Source organism: Ruegeria sp. BG11 (genome assembly GCF_056538565.1).
Window position 1 is genome coordinate 102,396 of record NZ_JBQFTH010000011.1, and the last position, 12,281, is coordinate 114,676.

Annotated in this window: 11 protein-coding genes; 3 read left to right on the forward strand and 8 right to left on the reverse strand. The window is 59.9% G+C overall.

The features are described 5' to 3' along the window. Window positions 1-44 precede the first annotated feature (44 nt). The 7 genes from ACR0JF_RS17830 to ACR0JF_RS17860 form a co-directional block, all read right to left on the reverse strand. Window positions 45-1,058, reverse strand: coding sequence for a P1 family peptidase (locus tag ACR0JF_RS17830; RefSeq protein WP_170661840.1), 1,014 nt, complete (start codon window positions 1,056-1,058; stop codon window positions 45-47). A gap of 81 nt (window positions 1,059-1,139) precedes the next feature. Then, window positions 1,140-1,886, reverse strand: a complete 747-nt coding sequence (locus ACR0JF_RS17835) for an SDR family oxidoreductase (RefSeq protein WP_170661838.1) — start codon at window positions 1,884-1,886, stop codon at window positions 1,140-1,142. 58 nt (window positions 1,887-1,944) lie between these two features. Continuing rightward, window positions 1,945-2,364, reverse strand: a complete 420-nt coding sequence (arfB, locus tag ACR0JF_RS17840; protein WP_170661836.1) for an alternative ribosome rescue aminoacyl-tRNA hydrolase ArfB — start codon at window positions 2,362-2,364, stop codon at window positions 1,945-1,947. A gap of 264 nt (window positions 2,365-2,628) precedes the next feature. Further along, entirely contained in the window at window positions 2,629-3,276 is a 648-nt protein-coding gene (locus ACR0JF_RS17845) for a queuosine precursor transporter (protein WP_170661834.1), read from the reverse strand. A gap of 91 nt (window positions 3,277-3,367) precedes the next feature. Further along, entirely contained in the window at window positions 3,368-4,252 is an 885-nt protein-coding gene (locus ACR0JF_RS17850) for an esterase-like activity of phytase family protein (protein ID WP_170661832.1), read from the reverse strand. Next, a complete protein-coding gene (gene mepA / locus ACR0JF_RS17855) occupies window positions 4,225-5,088 on the reverse strand; it encodes a penicillin-insensitive murein endopeptidase (protein WP_170661830.1) in 864 nt (287 codons plus the stop codon). Before mepA ends, ACR0JF_RS17850 begins: the two co-directional genes overlap by 28 nt. Further along, on the reverse strand, window positions 5,085-6,452 hold the full coding sequence (locus tag ACR0JF_RS17860) for an MFS transporter (protein WP_170661828.1): 1,368 nt from the start codon (window positions 6,450-6,452) through the stop codon (window positions 5,085-5,087). Before ACR0JF_RS17860 ends, mepA begins: the two co-directional genes overlap by 4 nt. 129 nt (window positions 6,453-6,581) lie before the next feature. Between ACR0JF_RS17860 and ACR0JF_RS17865 the strand changes: the two genes are divergently transcribed. From ACR0JF_RS17865 to yaaA, 3 genes are all read left to right on the forward strand, one after another. Then, a complete protein-coding gene (locus ACR0JF_RS17865; protein WP_170472916.1) occupies window positions 6,582-6,869 on the forward strand; it encodes a YggT family protein in 288 nt (95 codons plus the stop codon). 78 nt (window positions 6,870-6,947) lie between these two features. After that, window positions 6,948-8,987, forward strand: a complete 2,040-nt coding sequence (gene recQ / locus ACR0JF_RS17870) for a DNA helicase RecQ (RefSeq protein ID WP_170661826.1) — start codon at window positions 6,948-6,950, stop codon at window positions 8,985-8,987. A gap of 133 nt (window positions 8,988-9,120) precedes the next feature. After that, window positions 9,121-9,891: a peroxide stress protein YaaA gene (gene yaaA / locus ACR0JF_RS17875; protein WP_170661824.1), complete on the forward strand. Its 771-nt coding sequence runs from the start codon at window positions 9,121-9,123 to the stop codon at window positions 9,889-9,891. Between the two features lie 126 nt (window positions 9,892-10,017). Here the strand turns inward: yaaA and ACR0JF_RS17880 are convergent, their stop codons facing one another. Beyond that, window positions 10,018-12,207, reverse strand: coding sequence for a response regulator (locus tag ACR0JF_RS17880; protein ID WP_170747465.1), 2,190 nt, complete (start codon window positions 12,205-12,207; stop codon window positions 10,018-10,020). Window positions 12,208-12,281 lie beyond the last annotated feature (74 nt).

Consider the following 12,281-nt stretch of genomic DNA (forward strand, 5'->3'; position numbering starts at 1 on the left):
AGATTGCCGCGCATACGCGCCTCTCGGCGTTTGTACGGGCGTTTCTAGTCTGTTGTGTTCAGCGTAGACCAGCAAGGTAGCAAATCGTCGTAGACAGGTGTCGCAAGATAAACCGCCCGCGCGATCGCCCGCGCCAGACAGAGAGAGGCCGCATGGCCGATCTGCCCAAACTCGACCTCCGAGGTCATAGGTTTTGCCCCGGTGCTGACACCAAACACCAGATCGCCATCGCCCGGCGTATGCGCGGGAACGATTGCGCGCGCGATCCCATCATGGGCGGCGACCGCAAGTCTCTGACATTGAGGTTTGGAGAGGGCCGCGTCGGTGGCAACGATTGCTATCGTCGTGTTGGCCTTCTGCGGGTCGGCACGCATGGCCTGCGACTTACGGCTGATTTGCGGTTGGCCCAGTCCGGCGCTGGGATCAGGCCCTAAACCGCCGAATTCATCGCCAATCTCGAACGGGGCAGCCCAGAAATGGCGATCACCCGGCGTTGTGACACTGCCCAGAGGGTTCGCCGCCACCATGGCGCCAACGGTCTCTCCGCTGTCCAAAACAAATGAGGCCGAACCCAGCCCGCCCTTGTGCATCGCCGCCAAGGCCCCGGTCCCGGCCCCAGTTGTGCCTAGGGTGAAATCCTTGCTGGCGGTTTCGAAAGCCTTGCGTCCCAAAACGCGGTAAGGGTTTTCGTCCCACGACTTGTCACCGCCGTTCAACAGATCGAACAGGATTGCGCCGGGAACGATTGGGACCTTGATATCGCCGACAGGAAATCCCCGGTCTTGTGCCCGTAGCGCGTCCGAGACGCCCGAGCAGGCATCCAGACCAAGGGCCGATCCACCGGACAAAGTGATGGCGTCGACATGGGTGACGGATTTGTCGGGGGCCAGCAGGTCGGTTTCGCGCGTGCCGGGGGCCCCTCCCATCACGTGGACCGAGGCGGTGAATGGCGTGTCGGCGGTCAGGACTGTTGTGCCAGACTTCAGCGCAGTGTCCTGCGCATTGCCGACCTTCAGGCCGGGGACATCGGTGATCAGGTTTCGGGGTCCGGGGGTCATTTTCGCCTTTTTTGTTGGGCCGAAAGCGCGCGGGCGCGCGCTGCCTCCGGCGGAGGTATTTTTGGCCAGATGAAGAGCGGTTCAGATGCAGCGGCCACCGTCGACCTCTAGCGCTGTGCCGGTGATCATGCTGGCCTCGTCCGAGCAGAGAAACAGGGCCGCGTTGGCCATGTCCTGTGGAGTTGAAAAGCGACCAAGCGGGATGGTTGAAAGGAACTTGGCGCGAATCTCGGGCGTATCTTCGCCCATGAAGGATTTCAGCAGTGGCGTTTCCCCGGCAACCGGGCAGATAGCGTTGACGCGCACGCCAGAGTGGGCCAGTTCTACCGCCATCGTTTTCGTCGCGGTGATCATCCAGCCCTTGGAGGCGTTGTACCAGTTCAGATTGGGGCGCGGCGACAGCCCTGCGGTTGAGGCAACGTTGAGGATCGCCCCGGCACCTCGCGCCTTCATCGCCGGGACAAAGGCGCGGGCAGTCAGGTATACTGACTTCATGTTCACGTTGAATACGCGGTCAAAATCCTCTTCGCTCACGTCTTCCAGCGGGGTGGGCAGATGGGTGACGCCCGCGTTGTTGACCAGAATATCGAGCTGTCCAAAGGCGGCCTCGACCGCGTCGGCCATGGCCTTAACCGACGCGCCGTCGCTGACATCGACCTGTTGCGCCATGGCGGCGGAGCCCAGTTGCGCCGCCAGGTCCTGCGCCGCGTCGCCGTTGATGTCAGCGATCATCACGCGCGCGCCTTCGATCAGGAATTTCTGTACAATTCCCGCCCCGAATCCGGATGCACCGCCGGTGACGATTGCGGTTTTGCCGTTCAGCCTCACGTCGTTACCCCTCCTGCCAGTCAGGGGCAGAGTAGCAACGCATCCCAAAGATACCAGATCATTCTTCCGAGACTTTGCCGCGCAGGGCCTTGACGTCGCCACGGGCTTTTTTCGCCGCCAGCCGCCGTTTGACCGACCCATAGGTCGGCTTCGTCGCGACCCGCCGTTTGGGTTTGACCAGCGCTCGGGCGATCAGTTCCGCCAATCGGGTGCGCGCAAGTTCGCGGTTGCGGGCCTGAGAACGGGTTTCTTCGCATTGAATGATGATCGCACCATCCTTGGTCCAGCGCCGCCCGGCCAGACGTTTCAGGCGGTTCTTCACCGGCTCCGGCAGGGATGGCGAGCGCGCGGCCTCAAACCGAAGCTCGACAGCGGTTGAGACCTTGTTGACGTTCTGCCCGCCGGGACCGGAGGAGCGGACAAAGCTCTCGGTCAATTCCCAATCCTGCAGGGTGATATCGTCAGTGATGCGCAACATGGTTCAGACCTTACAAGGCGCGGGTGGAAACAGAAAGGGCCGCCCCGGTGGGACGGCCCTTCGAAAGTACAAGGAGGTCGGGTCGGTTAGATCAATCGACCAGCCGGAGCGAGCGCTCCGCCAAGGGCTGCCCTAGCAGGCTTTCCCCCCGGTTGTTCCGACACCTCTCTCCAATCTCTTTCTTGACACTGGATCACCTCCTTTTCTATCTGTTGCGGTTAACTTTGAGCCTGACACAAGATGCGCCATTCTCAAAGCACTTTTTTACGCAGGCTGTGCGGCAGTCAGACGGGCGACGATCACCTTGAACGGGATCAGGGCGATCAGGGCCAGTAACAGCTTCACCAACCAGTCCGCAAAGGCCAGCGTGACCCACAGCGGAGCCATCGGGCCGGACAGCATGAACGGCACAGGCTCCCACGCCCAGTTGATCGCGACATCCGCGTTGGCACCGAAGAAGGTGACCGAGGCCGAGAAGGCGAGAGTGAAAAAGATCGCCGTATCCAGCGCCGAGCCAACCAGCGTCGAGACCAGCGGCGCGCGCCACCAGCGGCCACCGCGCAGCGAGTTGAACACGGTGACGTCTGTCAGCTGCGCGATCAGGAAAGCGGTGCCCGACGCAACAGCGATCCGCAGCGGAACGGCGGCATATTCGAACCCGTCGCCCTGAAGCATGATTTGGCTGCCGATCAGCGAGCAGATGATACCGGTGACAAACCCGGCGAATACGACCTTGCGGGCCGGACCCACGCCATAGACGCGGTTCATGATGTCAGTGACCAAAAAGGCCAGCGGATAGGTGAAAGCACCCCAGGTCAGCAGTCCGTCGAGGATCAGGAACTGAACCAGAATGTTCGAGGCCACAACAATGGCGGCCATGGCAAGGATGCCGGGAATATAAGAGCGTTGCATTTTCAGATGCCCGTTTTGACAAGGTAGCGGCGACTTGGCCAAGGGCTCATCCCAAGGCAAGCCGTGCGTTTAGACCCTTGGTCTGGTCCTGTCAATCGGGCAGGAGGTATTCCACCAGCTCAGTCCGCTGCAGCGCCAGAAAGTTATCGTCCGAGATCATCGTTGCGCGCAGGCGGTTCTGATCGTCGCGCCAGACCGACAGACCTTCGAGGTTGTCATGTGTACCGGTTTCGGTTTCCAGCAGAACCTCCTCGGCGCGTGGTGAATCGTTTGAGACGTCCCATCGGCGCAGGCGGGTCCGAAATCCGATGAATGCGACCGAACGCTCAAGCACATAGAAGCGCCCATCTGGGCCGAAATCAGCCGCAACGGGCAGGAAGCGATCCCGCGGTGGAAGGGTAAAAGGGGTCGACCAGGTGGTCCCGTTCCAGCGAAAAACCGGAATATCGCCGCTCGCCGTGCGGGTTTTCTCCGGCAGGGTATAGAGGTGCCCTTGCCCGTCAATCGCCAGCCCTTCGAAAGAACCGTTGCGATTCAGCGTGCTGAAGGCGTGAGGGCGCGGCATAACCAACGCGTTAGCCTCCGAAGAGCTATAATAGGCCACGCGATGAACACCTTCGAAGGACACGAAAAAGCCGCCACCTGGCGCAAGGGCGATTCCTTCGGAGTCCCCCGCCCGGCCGCTCAGCTTACGCCCCATGCTGGACAGAAGCGGCCTGCGGTTTTGCACTTCGACACCCGATATCGCATCTCCATCGCGCGTGATCCGTGCCGTGACCAGGGTTGCTCGGTCGCTCAGGAGGGTGACGTAGGATCCGTCGTCGCTCAGGTGTATAGCCGAGAAGCCACCGAACCAATCGGTGGCCTCGACCCATGTGTAGCTGCCCAGAAATGTGGCGCTCTTGATCTCAACCGCTGCGACCTGACCGGCCCATAAAGCGGCTGAAATCAGTTGGACGACAAAACGGCAGCGCATTGCTGGGGCAGATCGGCCAAAACATATTCGCGACGTTTCTTTGGCGCAGGCGCGTTCGGATCGGGTGGCGGAGGGTTGAGGATATTGTTGACCCATTCCTGCGCTTGTGCGCAGCCATCACCCTTTGGCGGCGGGTCCTGATTGACGCAGCCTTTCGACCCGCGCGGGCATTTCAGGCGCACATGGAAGTGGTAGTGATGGCCCCACCAAGGCCTGATCTTACGCAGATAAGCCCGGTTGCCCTTTTCTTCCTTGCACATCTGAACTTTGGCACCGGGGAACACAAAAATCCGCGCGACGCGCTTGTCCTTTGCGGCCTCGCGCAGAACGGCGTGGTGCTGTTTGGTCCAGTTGCCGTTGACGAAGGCTCCGTTCGCGCGACGCAGGGAAATGGACGAGATATTCTCACGCGTGTTGCGCGACAGCCGCATGTTGTCTCCGGGCAGCATCCAGATATCGATATCCAGCCCCAACTGGTGCGAGCGATGGCCTGAGGTCATCGGCCCGCCCCGCGGCTGGCTGATATCCCCGACATAGAGACCATTCCACCCCGGCTGCTTGGCCGCAAACCGGCTGAGGTCCTGCACGTAATCTATTGCCTCGGGGTGGCCCCAGTTGCGATTGCGGGACAGGCGCATCGCCTGCCATGTCGGCCCGGTTTCAGGCAGCTGCACCGATCCGGCGGCGCATCCGCGCGAATAACTGCCGAAGGCGGCAGGTTTTTGTTGTGAGCTTTGCTTTTGCGCCCCGAACAACTGCTTGGCCAGAGGCTGCGCCCCCGCCGTGCCTGCCCATGTGATCGTGGCTAATAGTGCAAAAAAACGTAGTAAAATCATCTGCTCTGATCCCCTTCCGGCTTTACCCAGCGCATCAGGAATAGCCCCAGAATAAACAACAGAATGATCGGTGACACCCCTAGTCTTGCACTACCAGTCACAGTAGTTGCTACCCCGATCAAGAGCGGCGCGGCAAAGGCAGTCGCACGGCCGGACAACCCATAAAGGCCGAAGCTCTCAACCGGAGCTTCGGGATCGGTATGGCGCACCATCATTGAGCGGCTGGCGGATTGCAAAACCCCGCCCATCCCGCCAATCAGGATGCCACAGCCGAAAAACACCATGTCGGGCAGTCCGGACCCTTCGGGCAGTGCAATGCCGTAAATCTGCGTCCGGTCCATCGAAACGACGGTGATACAAACAAAGATCAGCACCCAGATTGCAACCAGAATGACCGGTTTAGGGCCGTATTTCCGGTCCAACTTGCCCCCAATCCACGCAAAGATGGCCGAGGCCAGTACGCTGACAATCCCAAAGACACCGATCTTGATCAGGTCCCACTCCAGAACCAGCCGCGCGTAGACCCCGCCAAAGCTATAAAGCCCGTTCAACGCGTCGCGGTAAAACATCGACGACCCGAGATAGGTCGCCAGACTGACCCGGTGCCGCAGGTTCGAGATTGAGTGCCCCAGCAGGCGTAGCGCCTCGGCGAAACTGCCGGTTTTCTCGGCTTTCGGGTTATCACGTACCCACAGGAAATAGGGCACCATGAACAAAACGAACCACGCGGCGGTGAAAGGTCCAACAAAGCGCGTACCCTCACGAGTGGCGGCATCAAGTCCCAGCGCAGGCTCCATCCCGATCAATGTCTTACCGCTGGGTTGTTCGACAAACAGCGCCAGCATGATCGCCAGAGAAATCAGCCCACCAAAATACCCGAAGGCAAAACCCGAGCCCGAGATCTCACCCACCTGACTATCATCGCCCAGATCAGGCAGCTGCGAGTTGATAAAGATCAGCGCATACTCTGCCCCGACAAAGCCCAGCCCGAAGGCCGACAGCATCAGCCACATGTTTGAACCGTCGGGCATCGTGTACCAAAGTGCGGCGGACCCCACCACATACATCACCGAAAACGCAAAAATCCACGGTATGCGGCGACCCGAAACATCTGCCATTGCCCCAAGCAGAGGCGCGCCGAAAGCGATGATCAGCCCGGTGATGGTCAGGCAATTGGCCCAGACCGTCTGCGCCCGCGCAGCAGCGGCTTGCGGGTCCAGCCCGGCTTCGGTGAAATACCCTGCGGCGACTCCGGCGAAATAGGGGCCGAAAACAAAAGTGACCAGCAGCGTATGATAAGGCTGCGACGCCCAATCAAAAAACCACCAGCCCCAGATGCGCTTGCGATTGGAAATCTCTGCCATGACTGCCCCAGTTATTCTTTTGTCCAATAAGACGGGTGTTTGGCCCATTTCGCAAGCTTTCAGTTGGCGCAGGCTTGCTCTTTGCGGCGTGTGTGCTTAGGTCTTTTTCGGTGAAAGAACGGAGTACCCATGCTGTCGCTGATCCAAATACTGCTGCTGATCCTGGACATTGTCTGGTTCATCATCCTCGCCCACGTGATCATGAGCTGGCTGATCAATTTCCAGGTGCTGAATCTGCACCAACAGCTGGTCGCGCAAATCTGGTACGGCCTGAACCGCATACTCGAACCGATCTACGGCCCGATCCGCCGTATACTGCCGAATATGGGCGGGCTGGATCTGACCCCTCTGGTCGTGCTGATCGGGGTCTATGCGGCACGGATTATCTTGATCAACAATGCGGGCTATTTCGTCTGACCTCTTGTTCACCGAATCTTAGTGTGTGATTGTCCTGTCTTAAGAGCAGATAAACCTTAAAACAGGGCAACCCCACACATGTTCGACGCCGCACCCCTGCTGCGAGATGTCTTTGGATTCGACGACTTCCGCCCTGGTCAGGAAGAGATCGTCGATGCCGTGACCGCAGGTGAAAACGTGCTGGCCATCATGCCAACAGGCGGCGGTAAATCCCTGTGTTATCAATTGCCTGCGCTGCTGCGCGACGGTGTGACGGTGGTGATCTCTCCGCTGATTGCCTTGATGCGCGATCAGGTCCGAGGCCTGCAGGAGGCCGGGGTTGAAGCCGGTGCGCTGACCTCGGGCAACACACCCGAAGAAACCGATGCCGTGTGGGAGGCGCTCGAGGCCGGGCGGCTCAAGCTGCTCTACATGGCGCCCGAGCGTCTGGCGGCCGGTTCGGCACTGGGCATGTTGCGCCGGATCAATGTCAGCCTGATCGCTGTGGACGAGGCACATTGCGTAAGCCAATGGGGTCACGATTTCCGCCCCGACTACCTACGGATCGGAGAGCTGCGGCGCGCCCTGAACGTACCTCTGGCCGCGTTCACTGCCACGGCGGATGCCGAAACGCAGGACGAGATCGTCGAGAAACTGTTCGACGGCACCGCCCCGCGCAAATTCCTGCGCGGGTTCGACCGGCCCAACATCCATCTGGCCTTTGCCGCCAAGGATGGACCGCGCAAACAGATCCTCGATTTCGCCGCCGCGCGCAAAACCCAATCCGGCATCGTCTATTGTGGCACACGCAACAAGACCGAGGTGCTGGCTAAGGCTCTGCGCGACGAAGGGCATTCAGCCTGTCACTATCATGGCGGTATGGACCCCGAGGACCGGCGTATCGTCGAAACCCGTTTTGCGCGCGAGGACGGGCTGATCGTTGTCGCCACTGTGGCTTTCGGGATGGGCATCGACAAACCCGATATCCGCTGGGTCGCCCATGCGGACTTGCCGAAATCCATCGAAGCCTATTACCAAGAGATCGGCCGCGCCGGGCGCGACGGAGGCCCGGCTGAAACCCTGACTCTATTCGGCCCCGACGACATTCGCTTGCGTCGGTCTCAGGTGGATGAAGGCCTCGCCCCGCCCGAACGGCGCATGGCGGATCATGCGCGTCTGAACGCTCTGCTGGGTCTGGCCGAGGCGCTGGTGTGCCGTCGTCAGACTCTGCTGGGCTATTTCGGAGAAACGGCCGAGCCCTGTGGCAAGTGCGATCTCTGCGACACCCCGCCCGAGGTTTTTGATGGCACAACCCCTGTCCGCATGGCGCTGTCGGCGATCCTGCGGACTGAAGAATGGTTTGGCAGTGGCCATCTGATCGACATCCTGCTCGCCAATGAAACCGATAAGATCCGTGCGCGTCGCCACGATACGCTGTCGACCTGGGGTATCGGTAAGGACTGGTCGCGCCCGCAATGGCAGGCGATCTTTCGGCAAATGATGGGCCATGATCTGGTCCGCCCGGACCCCGAACGCCACGGCGCCCTGCGCATGACCGAGGCAGCTAAGCCGATCCTCAAGGGCGAGGCGCAGATCAATCTGCGCAAGGATACGATCCGCAAAGCCACACGCCGCCCCGCGGTCAAGGCGATGGTGGCCGAAGAAGACGCGCCGCTGCTCTCTGCCCTCAAGGCCAAGCGCCGGGCGCTGGCCGAAGCCCAGCGCGTTCCGGCCTATGTCATCTTCCCCGACCGCACCCTGATCGAAATGGCCGAGAACCGCCCGCAAACACTGGATGACATGGCCCGGATCGGAGGAGTCGGGGCCAAGAAGCTTGAACGCTATGGTGACACCTTCCTTGAGGTTATTGCCGGGGCCGTCGAAGCTGTCCACCCCGCCCGCCGGAAGCTGGCCGGGCGCGAGCAGGGCGAGATCTATGATCGCCTGCTTGAGGTGCAGTCGCAGTTGTCCCGCGGGCCAGAGGGGATCGACAAGCCGCTCAGTTGCACGGCCTCGCAACTGGCGAAGGTGGCGCAGTTGCAACCCGATGACTCGCGCGGGGTCGAACAGGTGTTGGGCGATCGTCGTCACGAAAGGTTTGGGGCGGCCTTTCTGGACGTGCTGCGGCAAGCAGGGTAGGTCGTTTCACGTTTCAAAGGCGTCAAAAGACGCGACCTCTCCCTACGGTCGACCTCGCCTTTTGACAAAATCTCTTTTGGTGAAACGTAAAACGACCTAGATACCCCAGGACAGGCAAGGAACGAGGGCGGATATGCTGGTAGTGATTTCCCCGGCCAAGCGGCTGGACTGGGCAGAACGGGATGTTGAGGCCACGCAGCCCGACTTTCAGGACGATGCGATCCGTCTGTCCAAGACCGCGCGCAATCTGACACTGGGCGACCTCAAGAAACTGATGGACCTCAGCGATGATTTGGCCCGGCTGAACCGGGACCGCTATCGCGCCTTCACCGACGCGCCCAAGCTTGAGGCCACCCGCCCCGCCGCATTGGCCTTTGCCGGTGACACCTATCAGGGGCTAGAGGCAGCCTCACTGGACGCTGATGAGATGGCATGGGCGCAGGACCACTTGCGGATCCTGTCCGGCCTCTACGGTGTACTTCGCCCTCTGGACGCGATTCAGCCCTATCGGTTGGAAATGGGCAGTAAGCTGAAAACTCGGCGCGGAAAGAACCTGTATGAATATTGGCGCGATCAGCTCAGCAAAGCACTGAATGCGCAAGGGGCCGAGGTTGGCAGCGAGGTCCTGGTTAACTGTGCCAGTCAGGAATATTTCGGGGCGGTCGATCTGAAAGCGCTGAACCTGAAGATTATCACTCCGGTCTTTATGGAAGACAAAGGTGGCACGCCAAAAATCGTCAGCTTTTTTGCCAAGAAAGCGCGCGGTGCTATGGCGCGGTACATCATTCAGAATCGCCTGACCGATCCGGCAGGGTTGTTGGATTTTGACAGTGGCGGCTATGAATACCGCCCCGATCTGTCCGAGGGCGACAAGCCCGTTTTCGTGCGTCCCTACACTTTGTAGAAGGTAGTAAGCGAGGGGCCAGCCCGCCGACATTGAGGCTTGAACCAATGGCGCACCAATGACGGCTCCCCGAGATATTTTTAGCTAGATGAAGTAGGGATCCCTTTTTAGGGCCTCCGCCGCTCCTTAATCGGGCTTGGGCGTTACAGGTTCAGCGCCCTCGGGGCAATGCTCCAGGATCATTTGCTGGATAAAGTTCTTGTGCAGCGGTTTGGTCAGGTAGTGATCCAGACCGGCCTCCAGAATGCCTTGATCATCCCCCGCCATGGCATGCGCCGTCAAAGCGACGATTGGTACGTGACGACCGGTTTCAACCTCGCGGCGGCGGATTTCGGCGGTGGCTTGTTTGCCATCCATCCGGGGCATCGAAATGTCCATGAAGATCAAATCGGGTGAAAACTCCTGATAGAGGTCAACGGCCTCTTGTCCGTTATCTGCGAAACGCAGGTCGATGTTCAGATCCTTAACCATTTTCTTCAGGATAAGCTGGTTGGTCCGATTATCTTCGGCCGCCAGAACGCGCATAACGCGGTTCCCGTTTGGGTGAGTCTCAGGCTCGGGCTGCGGTCGGGTATCTGGCTGCGATGCAGGGTCCCCCAAAGCAATCAGTCGGATGTATAGCTCAGACCGAGGAATGGGTTTTTGCAGAACACCTTCGATCAGGTGCCGTGCAGGGCTGGCGTGAATGACGCCCGGATTGGTAGACATGATGACCACTGGCAATTCAGTCCAGCCGCGGTCGTGCAGGATGGTCGCAAGTTCCATCCCGTCCATGTCGGGCAGGTCATGATCGCATAGCAACAGATCAATCGAGGGGTCCAGTTTCGACAGCGCTTCCCCTCCGGAAGCGCAGACCGTGACCTTTGCCCCAAGGCGCCTTAGTTGCTTGGCGAGGATGGCCCGGTTGGCGGCCATATCCTCGACCAGCATCACGTGTTTCAGGTGTCCTTGCAGTTCGGGCGGGGAGGGTTGTGGCCCGTCGGCAGTGGGCAGAGACACCCGGAAACCAAAACACGATCCTTGCCCAACTTCGCTTTCGACCCAGACATTGCCCCCCATCATGGTGATCAGGCGTTTGGTGATCGCGAGGCCCAGCCCTGTGCCTTCGAATTGGCGATTGCGCTCATCTTCGACCTGATTGAACTCACCAAAAATATGGTTGATCTTGTCGTCCTCAATCCCAATACCGGTGTCTTCGATGGCGATGTGAACGTCGCAATCCTGGCGGTCCGGGTGGGGAACACCGGTAACCCGGATCAGCACATGCCCCTCGCTGGTGAACTTGACGGCATTGCCCACTAGGTTGGTCAAAACCTGCCGCACGCGCCCCGGATCCCCCACGAACAGTGTCGGCAGGAAGAGATCATAATCCACCAGCAGCGTCAGGCCCTTGTCGCGCACGCTGGGCTGAAGCAACATCGCAACCTCAAGGATGCAGCGTTCGAGATCGAATTGCTCGGGGTGCAGGATCAGCTTGTCCGCTTCGATTTTGGAATAGTCCAGCACATCGTTGATGATGACCAGAAGCGCCTCGCCTGAGTTGCGGATCGTGTTGACATATAGACTCTGTTCTTCATCCATCGGCGTTTCGGACAGTAACTCGGTCATGCCAACGATGCCGTTCATGGGCGTGCGGATTTCATGGCTCATATTCGCCAGAAAGGCCGATTTGGCGCGGTTCGCAGCCTCGGCGCGGTCGCGTGCGGCCTGCAATTCGGCCTCATGCCGAACGGATGCGGTGATGTTCAGGGCAAGACTGACCACACCTCCGCCGCTGCCACGCTGGTCGATCAGGCGGATATATTGACCATTCCACAGTTGGATCACTTCGGGTGGCGGATTGGCCCGTGCCCAGCGTCTCTGCATGCGGGCCTGCCAGTCCCCGGTCTTTTCCGCGCCGGTGTCGACGATGCCTTCGTTGGTCAGAAGTTCGAGAATGCGCGTGTAAGGGATACCCGGCGCGACTTCATCCAGACCTTCGAACACGCTCAGATAGGCGGTATTGGCCCCGATCAGACAGCTGTCATCGTCGAAAAAGGCAAAGCCGTCCTGAATGGTCTGGATCGAATGCCACAGGCGGCGCTCGGCCACTTCGACCTTGGCATGGGCCTCGATCAGGTCGGATTTGACCTTTTCATTCTCATCCCGAACCGTTTCAACCTCGGCCTGGGTTTCACCAATGCGCTTGGTCAAAGCCATCGCGTGACGGCCCAGTTTGCGGTTGGCCGAGGACAGCTCGGCCTGTTTCAACGCCAACATCCGTTCCGCCGCCAGGCGCGCGCGCCGTTCCTGTGCCAGTTTTTGTGCGAGGCTCATGATGCGTGATTCCAGTCTGCTCTACCGTCAGCATCCGGGCAATCGGTGAAAAAGTGTTTAAGCCGTTGCCTGAG

Bases quoted from the DNA above. Each gene is read 5' to 3' on its own strand.
- arfB (WP_170661836.1), bottom strand. From the start codon at position 2,364: ATGTTGCGCATCACTGACGATATCACCCTGCAGGATTGGGAATTGACC.
- mepA (WP_170661830.1), bottom strand. From the start codon at position 5,088: ATGATTTTACTACGTTTTTTTGCACTATTAGCCACGATCACATGGGCA.
- recQ (WP_170661826.1), top strand. From the start codon at position 6,948: ATGTTCGACGCCGCACCCCTGCTGCGAGATGTCTTTGGATTCGACGAC.
- ACR0JF_RS17880 (WP_170747465.1), bottom strand. From the start codon at position 12,207: ATGAGCCTCGCACAAAAACTGGCACAGGAACGGCGCGCGCGCCTGGCG.
- yaaA (WP_170661824.1), top strand. From the start codon at position 9,121: ATGCTGGTAGTGATTTCCCCGGCCAAGCGGCTGGACTGGGCAGAACGG.
- ACR0JF_RS17865 (WP_170472916.1), top strand. From the start codon at position 6,582: ATGCTGTCGCTGATCCAAATACTGCTGCTGATCCTGGACATTGTCTGG.
- ACR0JF_RS17845 (WP_170661834.1), bottom strand. From the start codon at position 3,276: ATGCAACGCTCTTATATTCCCGGCATCCTTGCCATGGCCGCCATTGTT.
- ACR0JF_RS17860 (WP_170661828.1), bottom strand. From the start codon at position 6,452: ATGGCAGAGATTTCCAATCGCAAGCGCATCTGGGGCTGGTGGTTTTTT.
- ACR0JF_RS17830 (WP_170661840.1), bottom strand. From the start codon at position 1,058: ATGACCCCCGGACCCCGAAACCTGATCACCGATGTCCCCGGCCTGAAG.
- ACR0JF_RS17850 (WP_170661832.1), bottom strand. From the start codon at position 4,252: ATGCGCTGCCGTTTTGTCGTCCAACTGATTTCAGCCGCTTTATGGGCC.